The sequence below is a fragment of the Pseudomonas sp. LAP_36 genome (genome assembly GCF_019456785.1).
Classification (GTDB): Bacteria; Pseudomonadota; Gammaproteobacteria; order Pseudomonadales; family Pseudomonadaceae; genus Aquipseudomonas; species Aquipseudomonas tritici.
This window is the reverse complement of record NZ_JAHZMS010000002.1, coordinates 640,847-657,717: the sequence shown is the minus strand read 5'-3', so window position 1 is coordinate 657,717 and position 16,871 is coordinate 640,847. Positions and strand designations below refer to the sequence as shown.

The 16,871-nt window shown below is 57.3% G+C and carries 19 protein-coding genes and 1 pseudogene; 9 read left to right on the top strand and 11 right to left on the bottom strand.

Annotated features, from left to right (window positions below):
* Window positions 1–57 precede the first annotated feature (57 nt).
* Window positions 58–861 (top strand): diaminopimelate epimerase, encoded by an 804-nt coding sequence (gene dapF / locus JBO08_RS08595; protein WP_065882000.1) that lies wholly within the window; start codon window positions 58–60, stop codon window positions 859–861.
* On the opposite strand, the gene JBO08_RS08590 is transcribed toward dapF, so the two are convergent.
* Complete coding sequence (locus tag JBO08_RS08590) at window positions 849–1,991, bottom strand: PAS domain-containing sensor histidine kinase (RefSeq protein WP_220074185.1); 1,143 nt, start codon at window positions 1,989–1,991, stop codon at window positions 849–851. The two genes, dapF and JBO08_RS08590, sit on opposite strands and share 13 nt — an antisense overlap.
* A complete protein-coding gene (locus JBO08_RS08585) occupies window positions 1,981–2,796 on the bottom strand; it encodes an alpha/beta fold hydrolase (protein ID WP_065872177.1) in 816 nt (271 codons plus the stop codon). Before JBO08_RS08585 ends, JBO08_RS08590 begins: the two co-directional genes overlap by 11 nt.
* Before the next feature lie 129 nt (window positions 2,797–2,925).
* Between JBO08_RS08585 and JBO08_RS08580 the strand changes: the two genes are divergently transcribed.
* Together JBO08_RS08580 and JBO08_RS08575 are read left to right on the top strand one after the other, a co-directional pair.
* Window positions 2,926–4,140: a YgcG family protein gene (locus tag JBO08_RS08580; RefSeq protein ID WP_220074186.1), complete on the top strand. Its 1,215-nt coding sequence runs from the start codon at window positions 2,926–2,928 to the stop codon at window positions 4,138–4,140.
* An 89-nt stretch (window positions 4,141–4,229) separates the two neighbouring features.
* On the top strand, window positions 4,230–4,781 hold the full coding sequence (locus JBO08_RS08575; protein WP_065872179.1) for a hypothetical protein: 552 nt from the start codon (window positions 4,230–4,232) through the stop codon (window positions 4,779–4,781).
* 15 nt (window positions 4,782–4,796) lie between these two features.
* Here the strand turns inward: JBO08_RS08575 and JBO08_RS08570 are convergent, their stop codons facing one another.
* Both JBO08_RS08570 and JBO08_RS08565 read right to left on the bottom strand, forming a co-directional pair.
* Complete coding sequence (locus JBO08_RS08570; RefSeq protein WP_065872180.1) at window positions 4,797–5,222, bottom strand: GNAT family N-acetyltransferase; 426 nt, start codon at window positions 5,220–5,222, stop codon at window positions 4,797–4,799.
* Window positions 5,219–5,716: a GNAT family N-acetyltransferase gene (locus JBO08_RS08565; RefSeq protein ID WP_065872181.1), complete on the bottom strand. Its 498-nt coding sequence runs from the start codon at window positions 5,714–5,716 to the stop codon at window positions 5,219–5,221. Before JBO08_RS08565 ends, JBO08_RS08570 begins: the two co-directional genes overlap by 4 nt.
* A gap of 1,040 nt (window positions 5,717–6,756) precedes the next feature.
* Between JBO08_RS08565 and JBO08_RS08560 the strand changes: the two genes are divergently transcribed.
* Together JBO08_RS08560 and JBO08_RS08555 are read left to right on the top strand one after the other, a co-directional pair.
* Entirely contained in the window at window positions 6,757–7,026 is a 270-nt protein-coding gene (locus tag JBO08_RS08560) for a hypothetical protein (RefSeq protein ID WP_220074187.1), read from the top strand.
* 222 nt (window positions 7,027–7,248) lie between these two features.
* Window positions 7,249–7,662 carry a hypothetical protein gene (locus tag JBO08_RS08555; RefSeq protein ID WP_220074188.1) on the top strand — a complete coding sequence of 138 codons (414 nt, stop codon included), beginning with the start codon at window positions 7,249–7,251 and terminating at the stop codon, window positions 7,660–7,662.
* A 238-nt stretch (window positions 7,663–7,900) separates the two neighbouring features.
* On the opposite strand, the gene JBO08_RS08550 is transcribed toward JBO08_RS08555, so the two are convergent.
* On the bottom strand, window positions 7,901–8,461 hold the full coding sequence (locus tag JBO08_RS08550) for a hypothetical protein (protein ID WP_220074189.1): 561 nt from the start codon (window positions 8,459–8,461) through the stop codon (window positions 7,901–7,903).
* Between the two features lie 708 nt (window positions 8,462–9,169).
* Between JBO08_RS08550 and sseB the strand changes: the two genes are divergently transcribed.
* The 3 genes from sseB (at window position 9,170) to JBO08_RS08535 (ending at window position 10,939) form a co-directional block, all read left to right on the top strand.
* On the top strand, window positions 9,170–9,970 hold the full coding sequence (gene sseB / locus JBO08_RS08545) for an enhanced serine sensitivity protein SseB (protein ID WP_220074190.1): 801 nt from the start codon (window positions 9,170–9,172) through the stop codon (window positions 9,968–9,970).
* Window positions 9,967–10,575, top strand: coding sequence for a hypothetical protein (locus JBO08_RS08540; RefSeq protein ID WP_065882008.1), 609 nt, complete (start codon window positions 9,967–9,969; stop codon window positions 10,573–10,575). Before sseB ends, JBO08_RS08540 begins: the two co-directional genes overlap by 4 nt.
* A gap of 64 nt (window positions 10,576–10,639) precedes the next feature.
* Window positions 10,640–10,939: a hypothetical protein gene (locus JBO08_RS08535; RefSeq protein WP_065882010.1), complete on the top strand. Its 300-nt coding sequence runs from the start codon at window positions 10,640–10,642 to the stop codon at window positions 10,937–10,939.
* 102 nt (window positions 10,940–11,041) lie between these two features.
* Here JBO08_RS08535 and JBO08_RS08530 read toward each other — a convergent pair whose 3' ends face one another.
* From JBO08_RS08530 to JBO08_RS08515, 4 genes are all read right to left on the bottom strand, one after another.
* Complete coding sequence (locus JBO08_RS08530) at window positions 11,042–11,497, bottom strand: hypothetical protein (protein ID WP_065882012.1); 456 nt, start codon at window positions 11,495–11,497, stop codon at window positions 11,042–11,044.
* Between the two features lie 598 nt (window positions 11,498–12,095).
* Window positions 12,096–12,845, bottom strand: coding sequence for an ABC transporter substrate-binding protein (locus tag JBO08_RS08525; RefSeq protein WP_065911064.1), 750 nt, complete (start codon window positions 12,843–12,845; stop codon window positions 12,096–12,098).
* A 273-nt stretch (window positions 12,846–13,118) separates the two neighbouring features.
* Complete coding sequence (locus tag JBO08_RS08520; protein WP_220074191.1) at window positions 13,119–13,520, bottom strand: hypothetical protein; 402 nt, start codon at window positions 13,518–13,520, stop codon at window positions 13,119–13,121.
* 94 nt (window positions 13,521–13,614) lie between these two features.
* Window positions 13,615–13,818 (bottom strand): hypothetical protein, encoded by a 204-nt coding sequence (locus JBO08_RS08515; RefSeq protein WP_175403059.1) that lies wholly within the window; start codon window positions 13,816–13,818, stop codon window positions 13,615–13,617.
* Window positions 13,819–14,035: 217 nt separating this feature from the next.
* On the opposite strand from JBO08_RS08515, the gene JBO08_RS08510 reads away from it, so the two are divergent.
* On the top strand, window positions 14,036–14,332 hold the full coding sequence (locus JBO08_RS08510; RefSeq protein WP_065872237.1) for a DUF3144 domain-containing protein: 297 nt from the start codon (window positions 14,036–14,038) through the stop codon (window positions 14,330–14,332).
* 232 nt (window positions 14,333–14,564) lie between these two features.
* Here the strand turns inward: JBO08_RS08510 and JBO08_RS08505 are convergent, their stop codons facing one another.
* Together JBO08_RS08505 and JBO08_RS08500 are read right to left on the bottom strand one after the other, a co-directional pair.
* Window positions 14,565–15,980, bottom strand: a complete 1,416-nt coding sequence (locus JBO08_RS08505; RefSeq protein ID WP_065911039.1) for a cytosine permease — start codon at window positions 15,978–15,980, stop codon at window positions 14,565–14,567.
* Window positions 15,968–16,798 (bottom strand): annotated as a pseudogene (locus JBO08_RS08500) (flavin-containing monooxygenase); the annotation flags it as partial. The pseudogene JBO08_RS08500 and the gene JBO08_RS08505, both read right to left, overlap by 13 nt.
* Window positions 16,799–16,871: the final 73 nt, after the last annotated feature.

Below are 16,871 nucleotides of genomic sequence, written 5' to 3'. Positions count from 1 at the left end.
GTTGGGCCGGTTCAGAGTATCCTTCAGTTCCCCCACAGGTCGACCACTGGACAGCCGATGCCTTTGCCGTTCGTAAAAATGCACGCCCACGGCGACGATTTCATCATCGTTGACCGCCGTGGACTCGACGATCCGATTAGCCCGCAAATCGCCCGCCAGTTGGGTAACCGCCACACCGGAATCGGCTTCAACCAGCTGGCTGTGCTGCTCGACTGTGAAGACGCCGCCGCGCGCATCAAGTTCTGGAACCCCAACGGCACGCCACTGGCAACCTGCGGCAGCGCCACCCGTGGTGTGGCCGACCGTTTGATGCATGAGGCCGGCACGGATTCGGTGGTGCTGCGCACTGATCGGGGCCTGCTGACCTGCGTGCGCGCGCCGGGGCGGCAAGTGTCGGTGAATATGGGCGAGCCTTCGCTGGAGTGGTCGGCAGTACCGCTGGCTGAAGCCATGGACACACGCACCTTGCCTCTGGAAGGCAACCCGGCGGCGTGCAGCATGGGCAACCCCCATTGCACGTTTTTCGTGGAAGACATCGCGGTTGTCGACGTAGCGGCCCTGGGCCCGGCGCTGGAAAACCACCCGCTGTTCCCGGCCAAGACCAATGTGCATTTCGTGCAGGTGCTCGACCGGGGCCACATCCGCCTGCGTATCTGGGAGCGCGGCGGTGGCGTGCCGTTGGGTTCCGGCTCGTGCTGCTGTGGGGCGGTGGTCAATGGGATTCGGCGTGGGTTGCTGGATGCCACGGTGCAGGTGCAATGCGACGGCGGCACCGTGACCGTGCACTGGGCAGGCGAGGGCGATGTGGTGCTGACGGGCAGTGTGGAGCCGGTCATGCAGGGCAGCGTCTACGTGCCCTGAAACTTCACGGTAAATGTGGTGCCGAGTGTGGCACAGGAACTCACCGCCACATCCCCGCCGTGTACCTTGGCCAACTCGCGCACGATATACAGGCCAAGGCCCACACTGCGCACATCGCTGCCTTGGTCGGTGCCACGGGTCATGGGCTCGAACAGCCCGGCCAGCAGCACTTTGGGAATCGCCGCACCATAATTGTGTACTGACACTTCGCAGGCACCATCGCCCAGCCGCGACGTCACCGTGATCGGCTGTTGCAGGTCGCCATAGGCCACGCTGTTGGCCACCAGGTTGCCGATGATCTGCTGCACGCGGTCGGCGTCCAGGTTGGCATCGCCATGGCCTTGTGCGTGATGCTCCAGTGTTGCCTTGGGAAACGCCACGCGCAGTTCATCCACGGCGCGGTGAATCACGCTGTGCAAATCCAGAGGGGCCGCCTTGATGACGATGCCCTGGCCGACACGGGCCTGGGTGAAGTCCAACAGGTCGGCGATCATGCGCTGGGCGCGCTCGGACGATTGACCGATATGCCCCAGCAGTTGGCGTTCCTTGGCCGTGCGTTCGCCACGGCTGAGAAAGTCGGACGCCATGCGGATCGCGGTGAGCGGGTTTTTCAGGTCATGGCTGACAATCGCGACCATCTGCTCGGCGAACAGCGCACGGCGTTGAGCGATGGCATAGGCCTCGCTCAACTCGACCTGGGCTTGATGCAGTGCCAGTTCAGCGGCGGTTTTTTCCTGCAGCAGCGCTTCGGCCGTTTTGTGGGCGTTCAGCAGCTCCCGCTCGTATTTGTCGCGATCAGTCGTGCCAAACAACGCGAGGTCGTAGACCACGTGATCGGCCAGTTCGCGTTTATTGCCGTTGAGCAGCATGGTCAGCTTGTGCCCGTCGCGGTGCAGCAGGTCCAGTTTCACCTCGGCGACACTGCCGTGCATGCGCAGCATCGGCGCCAGGTGGGTCTGGTGGAAAATCCGCCCGCCCATGGTCAGCAGGTCCTGGAAACGCTTGCCGCACAATTCGGCAGTGCTGAACCCCAGCCACTCGCTGAAGCGCGCGTTGGCCTGCAGGATCGTGCCGTCTTGCGCGGTGACTGCCAGGGCGCAGGCGGCGCTGTCGAATAGCTCAGCCGGCATCGGGCACGGCCCACGGTGCCAGAAACGCTTGCATGGCAGTCGCGCAGGCGTGCGGCGCGCTCATGTGAGGGCAATGGCCGACGTTGTCCACCAGGCAATAGGTGCTGTTGGGCAGTACGCTGTGCAGGTATTCGCCCACGGCGATGGGGGCGATCAGGTCATCGGTCGATTGCAGGATCAGCACCGGGGTGGTCAGGCCGATCACGTCCTTGCGGTTGTCCGACATAAACGTGACCCGCGCGAATTGCTTGGCGATGTCGGGTTCGGTGCGGCAGAAACTGTCGGTCAGCGTGTCACTCAACGCCGGTTGGTCGGGCGCGCCCATGATCACCGGGGCCATGGCACTGGACCAGCCGAGGTAATTGCTGTCGAGGGTGTCGAGCAGGTCATTGATATCGCTGCGCTTGAAGCCGCCGACATAACCGTCTTCGTCGATATAGCGCGGCGACGGGCCGATCATCACATGGGCGGCAATACGGCCGGGGGCCAGGCGGTCGGCGAGGGTGCCGATCATCGCGCTGACCGAGTGGCCCACGTGAATGACGGGGCCGACCGCGTATTGATCAATGATCTCGTTCAGATCGCGGGCGTAGCCATCCAGAGCACTGTATTTAGCCTTGTCAAAGGCGCTGAGGTCCGACAGCCCTGCGCCAACCAAGTCGTACAGCACGACCCGAAAACGCTCGCAAAATGACGGGACCAAGTAATTCCACATGGCTTGGTTGCAGCCAAACCCGTGGGAAAACACCAGCGTCGAGGCGCCGTTGCCCATGACACTGACGTTGTTGCGCTTTTGTAAGTCCATGCAGGGCCCCGGTTATGGCGTATTGCTATGCGTGCGGGCAGTTTAAATAGTCAACGCCGTAGGGTCACGCGTTATAGCGCTGATAAGGTAAAGTCGGCGTCTTCAGGAAGAAACTTCAGGTAACAAAACATGATGCGGTGTGTGCGGCAATCCGTCTTGAGTCTGCTGGTGCTGGTGATTGCCAGCCTGTTTACCACCGCCCAGGCAGACACTTCGCCCATCGGCGTCGCCCTTGACCAGCGGGTGATCGACCTCACCAACACCCTCGATGCCATCACTACCACCCGTCTGAAAAAGCAACTTGCCGATCTGGAGCAGCGCAAAGGCTCGCAGGTTGCCGTGTTGCTGGTGCCCAGCACCGGCGGCGCGAGTATCGAGGATTTTTCCAACCAACTGTTCCGGGCCTGGAAGCTGGGGCGCAAGGGCGTTGACGACGGCATCCTACTGGTGGTGGCCAAGGACGACCGCAAAGTGCGCATCGAAGTGGGCTATGGCCTGGAAGGCACGGTCACCGATTTGCTGACGCATCAGATCATCGAAGCGCACATCAAGCCGGCGTTTGCTCAGGGGGATTTTGCAGGCGGTGTCTCCGAGGGCGTGAACGACCTGGTGGTGTTGGTGGACGGCGGCGACTTGCCCAAAATCGCGGAGCCAGGGATCAATCCCCAGTTCATTGGGATATTTCTCGCGTTTATCATCGGTGCCATTGGCGGTGTGCTGCTTGCCGCCGGCAAGCTGCATTGGCGCCGCGCCGTGATTGCCGCAGTGGCGGTCACCGGCCTGTTGGCGATTTTTTGCGGCGGCCGCGAATGGCCGATGTTCCTTATCGTAATGCCGCTGATCCTGCTGATCGGCGGCGCCGCGTTTGGCGCGTTGTGGCTGGCGCGCGGGGTGTTTTACGGCGTGACTGGGCTGCTGGCCTACACCCTTGGGTTGGTGGCGGTGGATCGTTGGTACGCAGACGTCAACTTCATCCACTGGCTGGGGTTTCCGGTGGGGGCGTTGGTGGTACTGGGCTTATACCTGATCCTGTTCGTGGTGTTGAGGGACGCCTGGAAGCAAAGCCGAGTGGGCTTTTTCGCGCGGCTGGCGGCTGCTGTGGCGGTCTATGTCGCGGCGGGGACGCTGATGGAACTCGGCCGTAATGGCTGGCTGTACGCGTTCCCCATTGCTTCGTTTGCGGCGCTGTTCATCTTTGGCAAGACCCGCGGTGGGGTGGGGTCGAGCTCGGACGACTCTTCAAGCTCAAGCTCCAGCAGTTCCAGCTCCAGCAGCAGCTCGAGCAGCAGCTCCTCTGGTGGCGGTGGTTCCAGCGGTGGCGGCGGAGCGTCCGGAAGCTGGTAGTAGCTACTGCAAATCGCCAGTGGCATTCACCTCAAGATATTCGCGATGATGTCGATAGGATCTCATCGCTCACAAGGACAGTCCTCCCGATGAAACTGCTGAAACTCGCCGCCGTATTGACCCTTCCACTGCTCGGCGCCTGCTCCGACTACCACTACAAAAACTACCAGGGCGACTGGGCCCCGGAAAAACTTCACCCCGTCGACCTCTCCAACAACGCGCCGGACGCCGTGCTGGTGTACTTCGACACCTGGCGCGAGCGCGAGCTGGGCGTGCCGTTCCACCGCCTGGTATTGGCCGTCGAAGTAGATGGCCAGCCGCTGCCCGGGGCAGGGCGTCGTTCGATCCTGGACGTCAGCGGCGAGCAAGCCCTCAAACTCACGCCGGGCAAGCACTCGCTGCGCTGGTGCAACGTGTCGATGAATGCTCTGGGCACCGGTGGCGCGTTCTGCAACAAAGGCGCGGACGACGTCGACTTCAAAGCCGGCCAGCGTTACATGGTGACCTACCGCCTGACGGCCAGCACCAAAGGTATCGGGCCTGTGGGGCCGCACTACAGCACTGAATACCGCACCTATTCGAGCATCCGGAACCTGGACACCCAGGAAGTGATTTTCCCATTGCCGGGTGAGGAAGAATGACCCCGCCGGTGCGCGTCACAACACCTTAGACAAAAACACCCGGCTGCTGCCCTGCGGTTCGCACGGTATCTCGCCGAACCGCACCCAGCCACGCCTCTCGTAAAACCCCGGCGCCTGGAAACTCAGGGTATACAACACCGCGTTAGCACAACCCCGGCGCCGGGCCTCATCTTCAAAGGCTTGCAGCAACTGGCTGCCGAGCCCAGTGCCGCGCAGCGAATCGGGCAGGTGGAACAGGTCGAGGAAGGCCATGCCCAAGGTGGTCTTGCCGGTGATGCCGCCGAGGATTTGCTGGGTGTCGGGGTCCTTGATCAGCACCGTGAGCAAGCGCCGATCGTTGTAGCCGGTGATGGCTTCGTTGAAGGCCGCCAGGCCGCTGCCCAGGATGCGCTCGGCGTCGGGGTTGGGTTGGTCGCTGACCTCAATACGCGGCACGTTCATCCCTGGAGCGCCATGACCATCTCATGCCACGCCATCCCGCCGTGATCCGACGGCGAAGGTCGCACATAGCGATAGCCCATGCGCTCGTACAGCGGCACATGCCGTTCCTTGCACATCAAGTGAATCGTCTGCTTGCCCATCCCGCGCATGCGCTGCACAAACTCGGTCATCAACGCCGTGGAATACCCCTTGCCCTGATGCGCCGGGTCGACCACCACCGACATGATCACCACATTCGGCGCCTCGGCCGAATGCCCCACCAACTCCTTGAATGCCTCGTCCGACATCACCACATCGTGAGCGCAGCCGCAGTTGATAAAACCTACCACCTCGCCATCGGCTTCCAGGATCAGAAAGCCCTGCGGATATTGCGCAATGCGCGTGGCGATTTTTTCCAGGGTGGCGGCTTCGTCGCCTTCGTAGGCGGTGGTTTCAATCTCGAAGCAACGAGCGGCGTCAGCGGGGAGGGCGTTGCGGAAAGTGAGGGCGGGCATGGGGTGTCCTGGGGGTGTTGAGCGAAAGGCCACATCATAGGCATCACGCAAGATCACTGCCAGTCATGCTGCCGTCTTCGCGGCCTCGCTAAAGCTCGACGGCTCCCACAGGGGAACTGCATTGTCTGATTGTTCGGCGATCAAAATGTGGGGAACTGTCGAGCTTTAGCGAGGCTGCGAAGGCGTACAGCTCGCGGGGTGCGCCAAGACAACATCCGGGCAAGGCCAGTAAATTGCGAACCGGAGTTGGGTAATGAAAGAGGGAGATGGATGTACATAGGTGAACTTGCCAAGTTGTCGGGGGGGCACTCCCAAAGCCATTCGTTTGTTTGAAGCTGGGAAAGTAGACTTTTGGCATTTCTTCCCGCTTTGACAATTTGCCGACGCGCGTTCACACGTTCTGGGCTTGCAAGTAGAGTTTGGAAATCATCTCTTCCCTTTTTTAAAGTAGGTGCAAATGGTGACTCCCTTCGTTCTTCAAGACTTTGATGTTGGATGGGTCGCCACCGACGCCGTCGGGCAGGTTGCGCTCTTCACTACGGGTGGCCCAGGGCCGGTCCCTGATTCCGCATTGCCCTCAGTCGAGAACTCCGAAGAGTTTGTCCTTTCATTGCCGGAGATGTCCGATGTGGATCGGGTCACTGCCATGGCTGGCGCAAACGCTTTCGTTGAATTTGCCAAACGTGGGTTCTTTGCGTACGACTGGTCGGACGTTCATCGCGATGCACGCCAGGGCTTGAGGGGGTATGAGCTGCAATACCGTCCACTGAATCCACTGACACTTTCCGAGTTGCCTACCCCTTTACGGGCATTGGCTGAGGCTACACGGCTATCTGACGTAACGTTCGGAGCATCCATCATAGTGATAGGTGATCAGATTTCTTAGCCTTCATTCGGTGGTCAGGCGCCGTTTTTTTGGTCGGAAGCCTTCAGTTGCGTACGGCAGCAACTGGCCAGAATCAGGCATTCGATTTCGCTATTCATCAATCGCCCGAGCGTGCGAAATTACCAGCTCTTCAAATTCTCTTAAAGGCAGGCTCATGCCATCCACCCTGGCAGTCTCGGATATTTTAGGTCCATGGAGTGGCGATACCACCGCAGGACTCATTCAGCGTTGCAGGGAGGCATGGGACACACCTCTAGAGAGATTGAATGATCTTATGGTCGCTACTTTTTTGAATCAGAACATCGCGACGGAACACTTACTGATTGAGGCGAAGCGCCGCATGAAAGACCAGGAACGAGATGAAACCGAGTACTTCGAGGGCCAGCTTCTTGAAGCTATCGAGCGCTTGCAATCCGGCGAGTAACTCATCCCGACGGTTTATTGCGCTCGACATGGACTATCTGTATTGGGCAGCTTTCTGTCTCGCGCGACTGGCAGAGAACGTCAGCTTTGGGGCCAGGCTGTGTGAAAACACGTTTTTAGAACGATTCGGCCATGGGGGCATTCGAGCAGGTTTTGAGGCACCATATGATCTCTAAGAATCCAGCAGCTCGACGCAGCTCGCAAACCAAATCAGGAAGAATGAATGCCTTCCCGTCGCCGCCTCAGTAGTGTCTGTCAAAGTATTGCGCATCACGCTGCGAGCAGTCTGTCGTACGTACACCCACATCTGTTGCAAGCCCTCAAAGCGACCGGGGAATCGATCGCGACGGTGGATCTACTGAGTGCGACCCCATACCCGAAGGAGCTTCTCAGTCATCCCCACCTTCCCACCGCCCTCTCTTCACTACGTGATCGTTTTGAACAGATTTTGAAATCTGAAGGATTTTTAATAACCGACCTCAACGAGGCCAAGCTATTTTTCAAACCTGATGGCCAATACCGTGACGAGTATTGTTGCGAATGCCACGCAAGGTTGTCTCATTCAAGGGGCCGTAAATACTTTGCGGCAGTCAATTGCATGGGTAAATCCATTGTTCCCCAGCTTGCCAATATCTGACCAATCCCCTCCGGTAACGTCTTCAATCCAGATGAAAGGCGAGCTTTGCTTTAATAAAAACGGGGTCAGACCACCATTATTTGTGTCATTTTGGCATCGCTCCAGCCCCGGTCAACCTTCCTGTTACCGGAGTGCAAGCCCGACTCCACTTATACTGCCTGCCGCCGCAAGGTCAGGATGTCAGCTCGGGTCGGCATCTGCCCGTCATGATAGACGTCTGTCGGCCAAAAGCAGCCTCTCAACGCGTCGCACATTGACCTCTGCGAAGAAAATCTTTAAGCACCGCCTGATAGAGCGTCAATGGCTGATTGCCCGTATTGAAGAGTGCAAACGGAATCATCGTGAGATGTGAAAACGACGTGGAGTTTATCGAGTAGGTTTTCTGCCTGCAAAAGCGCTGGTCCTTATTCAATATAAAATCAAACTTGAAAAGGTTTGTCCGCGTACACCAACTGGGGATCAAACCCAGACTCAGGCCCGTCAAGTAATCTTGTCCGCAAGCGCCGTCAGATGAGAACTCCGAGATCTTTATTTCTAATGCCGGCAGACTCGGGGCGGCAAAGCTGGAGTTCTTATCCTGTGCATCGGGAATAACGTTGAGTGTCGCTGCGTATGCGTCCTTGCCGAAGCGACTGTCTTTCCATGGGGAGTTTATTGCGTAACTGAAGCTGGAGATGATTTCTTGTGTTTCGGGTTCAACGGGTTCGTTGATTGTCGGCTGGGACGAATAAGATGTGCAGCCGCAACAGAGTATCGCAATGCTGACAAACACAAACCCGTTGGCTATTAAGCGACGCATACTCAGTTTTCCCTAACTATCAATTAGCCAACATACCTGTCACTTAACGCCGTATAGCATCTTATCTACACGCCGGACGGCTGAATCAGCATAACAGGGCAGACTGTACGCGCGACACTTCGGGAGAGAGAAAAGGCCGCCGCCATGCTTTCTTTACCCCAACCCAGTGCGAACCCGCGAACGTTGAAGGCAAACGCTGAACGACAACACCTGCCCAAGCTGTCCAGCGGCTCTTATTGGCCGGTTGTTGCCGGTAGCCACCGGCGACATTGACCCGATGCAGCCAGTGACAATTGGCAGTGATCGACCAGAATCGGTTGATCGTGAGGTGGATCCGTAAAAACGGGGTCAGACCACCATTATTTGTGTCATTTTGGCATCGCTCCAGCCCCGGTCAACCTTCCTGTTACCGGAGTGCAAGCCCGACTCCACTTATACTGCCTGCCGCCGCAAGGTCAGGATGTCAGCTCGGGTCGGCATCTGCCCGTCATGATAGACGTCTGTCGGCCAGAAGCAGCCCTTCGAGGCGAACCGCATTTGGCTCTTCATCCACCACTGATATGGAGGAACTATCCTTGGAAAACCGTTCAGGGTGACTCTCCGTATGCTCCAGATTTATTAGCCTGCTGTTCTTCCTGTTTTCACCGTCGCGTGAAAAACTGCGCGCTCTTTGCCGCTCACTTTTTGTCTGTTTTGATGGAACTGCCGATGGACATCATGGATACCAAGCAAGAAAACACCCTTGAAAAATCACTCAGGCTGGCGGCGGATGAACCGGCCCATCGACCTGACTTTTTCAAGACTCTGTTGAATTCCACTATCTACGTCCTTGGCACTGCCGGCACTGGCGAAGGGCAAGTCAACCTCGAGGCTGGTAGCAACATCAGCATCGCGCATTGGCAAAAGCCTGACGGCTCCGCTGTCATCCCGTTTTTTTCTTCGTTGCAAACACTACAAATTTCCATAGATAGCGAAGAGTCCTACGTAGAGATCCCGGCCAGATCGCTGTTTGAAATCACACTGGGTACCCCTCTTTTCCTCAATCCAAAGTCTCCTTACGGGAAAGAGTTTTTCCCGGAGGAAGTGCGCCATCTGCTCTCCGACGAGATCGGCCAAAAGCTGATGCAGCGCACGGTCGAAAAAGACACCAAAGTGCTGCTCGGACAGCCGTCGCAATATCCGTCGAAGATGGTCAACTCGCTCACACAATTACTCGCCAAACATCGCAACGTAAAGCATGCATTTCTGGCCTTGATGCATGACGCATCGTCTGATCAAAAGCCTCATCTGATCATTGGTATTGAAGCGGACGGAGATATTGAACGGGTCATGCGCGAAGCAGGTAACGTTGCCGGGGATACCGCTCCGGATGGCGAACCCGTTGACCTCTATCGCGTTCACGAAGGGGAATCAGGCCTTAGCGATTACTTCCTCAAACAAACCACACCCTTCTATGAACGAAAGTCGGCAGGCTGGCTGCGTTCATTGTTCGGCTTGGGCAAAGCGTGACAGAGATCAACGCCGTGCTAACCGCCGAGCAGGCCTGCGAAATCGTGCTTGGCCTGTTTGACGGCGTCATGAGAGATGGCAAACCTGAGCGTTTTGTCATTCAGTCATGTGAGCTTTCCGCCAACGGTGATTACTGGGTTATTCGCAGTAACAGTGAGGATTACGTCGTCCACGGAATGACGGAGTTCTGCTACGTCGGTGTTAACGCGCACTTGATCAACGTCATGACGGGCGAGCGTGAGACAGTCGTCAGTTGCATGAGTGTCGATGAGTATCTGCAAGACAAATACGATCTGGAGGCAGTATCGGGCAACCAGTATGTACTGACCCCCGCAATTGACCGAGGCGACAAACCGGCGCTGGTCAATTTGCGTCGAAAACTGCAGTGCACCTATCCGCAAACCCTTGCGTTGCTGACGGGCAAACAACGACTTTGGCTCACAGGTAAACGCAGGCTTCTTGAAGAAGCGCAGCGACTGCTTCTCGAACAAGGCATAACCACCCAAATCGAGTTAGTGCTTGATGCCGGCGAAGCAGTCGCCATCGGCGTCGAAACCTGGCACATCGAAGCGGTGTTGAGGGCTGTGCGCAAGAGGTTGTGCTGAGCCGACGCCAAGGAGCAGTCATATAAAATGCCGTAACCCACCATCAATAGAGACGGCCGGCGCCATGCCCCAGCACACAAGTCACCTATTTGCTTATGTAAGGAAAATCAGCGATTTCCGGCCTGACGTTACCGCTATCGTGCTTTTCGGCCTGAGGGCCGAAGACGATGACCTGGTGTATCTGGAGATACGCTTTAAGGACTACGCAAAACTCCAAATTGAAGGCGACCACTTGATACTTGGATTGGATGAGGCACTGGAAAGCGCCGAGTTCGAGTACGGTATTTTGCCAAATGATTGGCGAGTAATGAGCGAGGCGGAAATTCAGCGAATCCCATTCTTTGTCGGTGGAGCATGCGTTTAGTGAGTTGACCGCTTTGGGTCGATTTCAATAAGTCGTGACAGTCAATAAATGACCCAGAGTGAACGCCCTAAAAAAACAGAGCAGTCTCCTCCCTCCGCCAAATCAAATCTCAAGCGCGGCTCTTACAGTGCGCACGTAGGAGGTTGAGCTGAATACGAATGGGCCAACGCCAGGTACTACGCGAGGTTCTTCATATCCATTTTCGTAAGCAAATGCCTCCCAAATTATCTCAGCACAGAATCTGCGAATTTGCACTGAGTAGGCTCCGCATCCGATGTCACCACACTCGGGGCAAATATAGATGAGCACCCGATAGGGCTCTGCCTGGGGCTGGTCGCATCGAATCAAGCTCTGGGCAAACCGGAGATTCTGTTCTGGATAACCTGATACGAACCCACTCATGTAGTCAGAATGCCCACCGTCAGCGGTCACCAGAATTTCCAGTAAAGAATGCTCGTCGATTTGAAAATCAGCAAAGCTACGCTCAACACTGCTACAGCCGTCCGATGAGCTTCCGGGGCGAACCCTATCCTCAAAGGTCATAGTGTTGTGCGGCATGCCTTACTCCTTGCTTAAAGGTACTCAGAATTAGACACATTGGGCACGAGTCAGGCAAGGCCGGAGGACTTCGGCGAATGTCCGGTTGTGGCCGATTGTGTTGAAAAAGTTGGTTTGTCCAAAACGCTCGGATACAGATAGGTAAAAACACCTGTTTTGCGTGCTGCTACATGAAATCCGAGTCGTGAGCCTTCTGCCAAAAACACAGATTTCAATCTCGGGCGCGAACTTTTCTACCGTGGAAACCGAAGCCGACTTTTTCAACACAATCGGCCGATAGCAGTCTTTAGGAAGTGCGGGCGCTGGACAAGCATGCGGGCACCACTATGGCCAAGCGACTTCGCAATGATCAGATCCGGTCCGTTGTTCCGAGCGTTACCAACGGCAGTGTCGACCTGAACCACTCGAGCACCTCTGACTGCTCACTTTGGTGAAGCATCATCTGCTCCGCAAGCTCCGTTGGCGTGGCCGGGTTAAGCCGTTCCCTTGTTCCAAGGCTGATGGCTGCATATTGCAAAAATGTTCATGACTTATCCTCCGCGTTGAGTGAGAGCAAGGCTGGATAAGTGCGAGGCGGGCTTGCGCTGGTTCCGCGCTGTCATTGCCCGATGGGTTGATTGTATCGATCCTGGATGCGCTCCAGCTCGCCCGAGTGGCGCAGTTGCTCTAGGGCGTGGGCCCAGGAGGCTACCAGTTCGTCGTCACAGTCGCGGCTGAAGGCGATGTACAGCGATGAGCGATAGAGCTCGATGGGAATCTGCCGCAGCGTGCCGGGGGCGATGTTCAACTGGCGGCTGTAGTAAGCCACTCCCGCATCGGTGTCGCCTATGATGATATCGGTGCGTCCGGCTAGCAGCATGCGATAGAGCTGCAGGCTCTCGGTTGCAGTTTTTTCCAGGTTGTTGAAGCCCCGCGACTGCAGAATCTCGGGTATCAGGCCGGCATGTCTCGTGGTAATTTTTGGGGCGTGCAGTAGCTGCTCCAAGGAATTCACCGGCTGCTGCGCATTGGCTAACTGATAGGGGTGAATGGACTCTTCCACGATCGGTCCGACCCACTTGTATAGCGGTTCGCGCTCTGCCGTGCGGAATAGTGAATACATGATGGTCTTGGGCCGGGTCTTCAATGCGCGGGCGCTTCGCATACTGGGCAGCAGCACCACCTCAAAGTCATCCCCGGTCCGCGCCATTATGGCTCGAACGATCTCCGTGGCCATGCCGGTGAGCTGATTGTTCTCCTGGTAGTTGTACGGCGCCCACTCTTCAGTAACGACCTGATACTGCTCGGCCCTGACGGGAGTGCCAAGTAATAGGCAGAGCAGCGCGGCAGTAAGTGTCGAATGTTTCACGTGTTCTGCCTGGTGGGCTGTGCGGTGATCAAGGGTGGATCTGATCAAAAGAGCGAAATTAGTATAGACCCTGACACGCGTCAAACGCCTGATCCAGTCCCGTAAACCGTCACCACGGCGATTGATACATACGAACCAGTACGCATGGCACAGGTTTCTCAAGAGCGTTTAGCGGATTGCCTCTTATCGGTATCGGTTGGGACATATAGTGACCGTCCGGTTCTGGCCGAACGCAGCCAATAGCAACTGCAGATTTCGACCAATCGCGCACGCTCAATCTCGCTTCTCAGACTCTCCTGATGCCACTGACAAGATCGCCCCATATTCGCCTTCCTCAGGGACATAGGAAACAAATCTGTCACTGGCATCCTTTTGCACCCAAAGGCGTCCACAGTTCTGGCATTCGTAGACATTCGACATGCGGTGAATGTAGATGCGGGCTATTCGGCCTTGCAGTTCGTCAGTAGCGCTGCTCCAGGGTGCGAACCCGCCAAATGCCTCAGCTATCGCAGCCTTGTCTCCGGATTCCGCAGCCTCTACCAGAGGTTTGAGTTCGCGGTGCACCTCATCCCAACATTCATTTTCTACCTCGTCGCGAAGCAGGCTCGCCTTATAGGGCAAGCTGTCGGTTTGATCGGTAATCACATGACCACACTTACAACCCAGTTTGCTCATTTGCGGTTCATCCCTAGTGTTCGATCACTTCGTTAAATGGCGGGCAACTCTTTGGCAAAATTTTCGACTTGGGCAGGGGTAATTCATTCAGCCCTTAGGCTTTCATCAGCCTGTAAAAGTCCTCCAGCGCCTCGCGAAATTCCGCCAGGGAAAAACTGATCGGGCGATTCTCGGCGTCCCATCGAGTGGTAATACCGACTTCCAGACCGTTGGATACGCTCAACCCAAAACGGCGCCAGTGCAGAGTCTCTCCGTCAATCACCTGTTCGGTCATCAGCACAAAGCAATCGAAGTCCATGTCATCGCCGCAGTGGGAACGCGCTTGAGTCCGCGCGAGTCGCCGAACAGGTTATCGCCAGGTTCAACGCTTGCTGAAGGGCACCCGCGTGGTGAGCGGCGAGTGCCAATAGCGGGCGTCAAACCTTGGCATTTTTTTGTTTACGTGTCGTAGCATAGCCGATGCGGGAAGTGTTCCAATTACGGAATTTCCGACAATGATAGATAGGTACCCAGCAATGCCAGATGCCACCGATGAAGCATTCTTTGATCGTGCAGACGCGCATATAAACCTGTCGAACGAGCAGCTTAGGGCGCTCGGAGACCTTGGAAAGGTTAGCGCGTCGATGATGTTTGGCACCACTCGATTCAATGCTTGGGTGAGCACTCGCAACTTCAAATCAGGCGAGGAAATGGCGCAGGCTCGCGAAGCGATGTTGAAGTATTTTTGTGAGCAGTACCGGATGATGCTTGAAGATAACCTCGACGACCATATCAACAACTTCAGCAAGTACATGACTGCGCAAGACGCCTGATTAATCTTGGTTACTCTCGGTGATTGACTGTTTTTTAGCAGTCGATCTCGATGGGCCACTATCGACCAGACGCATGCTGGCACACCTCGACGGTTAGATTGGCTGCCGCTTCACAACCTGGCGCGGGGCAAGCCCGCTCACTACAAAAAAGGCGATGCCCGGCCATCCCCTAAAATCAGAAAACCCGCCAAGGCGGGTTTTCTGACAGCTCAAGTCACAGCCGACGGATGTTTCAAATCCCGCCCACCAACTTGCCCCCCTCCATCCTGCGCTTATAAGCACTGTCCCGACTCGCCAACCAGAAATACAACGGCGACGTCACCACCAACCCCACCACCCACGACAAATCCGCCCCGTTGATGTGCTCCGAAATCGGCCCCACGTACAGCGGCGTGTTCATGAACGGAATCTGCACCGCAATCCCAATCCCATACGCCAACAAGGCCTGCGGGTTGTAGCGCCCGTAGATCCCGCCGTCCACGCGGAAGATCGAGGCAATGTCGTACTTGCCCTTATGGATCGCGTAGAAGTCGATCAGGTTGATCGCGGTCCACGGCACCAGTACCACGAGCAGCACCAGCACCATGTCGACGAGGTGGCCGATGAAGTCTTTGGAGGCGAATACCGCTGCAATCGCGCAGGCGGCCAGCACGATAATCGAGATCACTGCGCGGCTTTTCGCGGTGGGAATCCAGCGATAGGCAAAGGTCTGCACCAGGGTGATGATCGACAGCACTGCGCCGTACAGGTTGAGGGCGTTGTGGCTGATCACGCTGAGCAAGAACAGCACCAGCATCAATGGGCCGATGGCGCCGGTGGCGAGTTTGACGGCGTCCATGGTGTCCATGCCCACCGGGGTGGCGAGCACGGCGACGGCGCCGAAGATGAAGGACAGGCTGGAACCCAATGCCGAGCCGAGGTAGGTGGTCCAGAACGTGGACGCGACGGGTACGTCTGCCGGCAGGTAGCGGGAGTAGTCGGAGACGTAGGGCGCAAATGCGATTTGCCACAGCGCCGCCAATGACACGGTCGCCAGCCAGCCGGAGATGTTGAAGCTGCCGCGTGTCAGGAAGTCCGTGGTCTGCACGTGGGTGAAGATGTAGCCAAACCCGAGCACGATCCCGGCGCCCAGTACCCAGGTGCCGATGCGGTTGAGCACGTGGATAAAGCGGTAGCCGATGATGCCGATGATCCCGGAGCCGATGGCGCCGATCACGATGCCCACGGGTACGGGCACTGCGTCGACCACGCCGTGCAGGGATTTGCCGGCCAGCACGATGTTGGAGGCGAAGAAGCCGATGTACATGACGCCGGCGATGACCACCACCAGCAGTGCGCCGAGGGAGCCGAACTGGGCGCGGCTCTGGATCATTTGCGGGATGCCCATTTGCGGGCCCTGGGCCGAGTGCAGCGCCATCAGCACGCCGCCGACCAGGTGGCCGACAAGGATGGAGACGATACCCCAGATGAGGTTGAGGTGGAACAATTGCACACCCAGCGCACCGGTAACGATCGGCAGCGGCGCGATGTTCCCGCCGAACCACAGGGTGAACAGGTCTCTTACCTTTCCATGGCGATCTTCCGGGGGCACGTATCCAATCGTGTGTTTTTCGATAAGCGGGGCGGAGGATGTTGCAGTGGTAACCAGGTCATGCCTTGCTGGGCCAGTTCGCGGAAGTCGATGGTCTTGCCGCCGTGTGCGCCGCTGACCGCGATGGTCACGTGTTCACGGCCCGGTTTCATGGCTGCCTGATCCCACTCGCCCAGCACCCCCAGCCACCAGCAGAAGTCGCGGTTGCGATAGGCGCGGGGCGGGCGGTCATGGGCGCCAACTGACAGGTAGACCTGGCGGCCCGAGCGTTGCAATTCATCGGCGATCTGCACACCGGACGAGCCGGCACCCACCACCAGCACGGCGCCCGTTGGCAATTGTGCAGGGTTGCGATAGTCAGCGGAATGGATCTGGTGCAGTGCCGTGTCTTTGGGTGCGATGGCTGGGATCACTGGCGTCTGGAACGGCCCGGTCGCCGCCACCACGCGGTTGGCTTCGATCACACCGTCGCTGGTGTGCACGGTGAAACCGGGGCGGCCGACATTGCGTACAACGGAGGTTACGTTCACGCCGGTGCGGATCGGCGCATTGAACGTGCGTGCATAAGCCTCAAAGTAATCCGCTACGCGTTCTTTCGGCGCGAAGCCATCCGGGGCGACATCATCGAATACCAGGCCTGGAAACCGGTCATGCCAGGCCGGTCCGTTCGCCACCAGCGAATCCCAACGCCCGGTGCGCCAGCGCTCGGCGATGCGGCTGCGCTCCAGCACCAGGTGGGGCACGCCTTGCTTGCTCAAATGCTCGCTCATGGCCACGCCCGCTTGACCGGCGCCCACCACCAGGGTGTCTGTTTTTATTATTGCTTCAGTCATGTCTCTGTCCTTGCGTGATGCAGTTGGATTCAGCGTTGGCATGACTTCAAGGTAGGGGGAGGGGGGTTATAAATAAAATATTATTAAGCTGGGAATTGAGCATAAATATCGGATG

Bases quoted from the DNA above. Each gene is read 5' to 3' on its own strand.
- dapF (WP_065882000.1), top strand. From the start codon at position 58: ATGCCTTTGCCGTTCGTAAAAATGCACGCCCACGGCGACGATTTCATC.
- JBO08_RS08590 (WP_220074185.1), bottom strand. From the start codon at position 1,991: ATGCCGGCTGAGCTATTCGACAGCGCCGCCTGCGCCCTGGCAGTCACC.
- JBO08_RS08585 (WP_065872177.1), bottom strand. From the start codon at position 2,796: ATGGACTTACAAAAGCGCAACAACGTCAGTGTCATGGGCAACGGCGCC.
- JBO08_RS08580 (WP_220074186.1), top strand. From the start codon at position 2,926: ATGATGCGGTGTGTGCGGCAATCCGTCTTGAGTCTGCTGGTGCTGGTG.
- JBO08_RS08575 (WP_065872179.1), top strand. From the start codon at position 4,230: ATGAAACTGCTGAAACTCGCCGCCGTATTGACCCTTCCACTGCTCGGC.
- JBO08_RS08570 (WP_065872180.1), bottom strand. From the start codon at position 5,222: ATGAACGTGCCGCGTATTGAGGTCAGCGACCAACCCAACCCCGACGCC.
- JBO08_RS08565 (WP_065872181.1), bottom strand. From the start codon at position 5,716: ATGCCCGCCCTCACTTTCCGCAACGCCCTCCCCGCTGACGCCGCTCGT.
- JBO08_RS08560 (WP_220074187.1), top strand. From the start codon at position 6,757: ATGCCATCCACCCTGGCAGTCTCGGATATTTTAGGTCCATGGAGTGGC.
- JBO08_RS08555 (WP_220074188.1), top strand. From the start codon at position 7,249: ATGCCTTCCCGTCGCCGCCTCAGTAGTGTCTGTCAAAGTATTGCGCAT.
- JBO08_RS08550 (WP_220074189.1), bottom strand. From the start codon at position 8,461: ATGCGTCGCTTAATAGCCAACGGGTTTGTGTTTGTCAGCATTGCGATA.
- sseB (WP_220074190.1), top strand. From the start codon at position 9,170: ATGGACATCATGGATACCAAGCAAGAAAACACCCTTGAAAAATCACTC.
- JBO08_RS08535 (WP_065882010.1), top strand. From the start codon at position 10,640: ATGCCCCAGCACACAAGTCACCTATTTGCTTATGTAAGGAAAATCAGC.
- JBO08_RS08530 (WP_065882012.1), bottom strand. From the start codon at position 11,497: ATGCCGCACAACACTATGACCTTTGAGGATAGGGTTCGCCCCGGAAGC.
- JBO08_RS08520 (WP_220074191.1), bottom strand. From the start codon at position 13,520: ATGAGCAAACTGGGTTGTAAGTGTGGTCATGTGATTACCGATCAAACC.
- JBO08_RS08515 (WP_175403059.1), bottom strand. From the start codon at position 13,818: ATGGACTTCGATTGCTTTGTGCTGATGACCGAACAGGTGATTGACGGA.
- JBO08_RS08510 (WP_065872237.1), top strand. From the start codon at position 14,036: ATGCCAGATGCCACCGATGAAGCATTCTTTGATCGTGCAGACGCGCAT.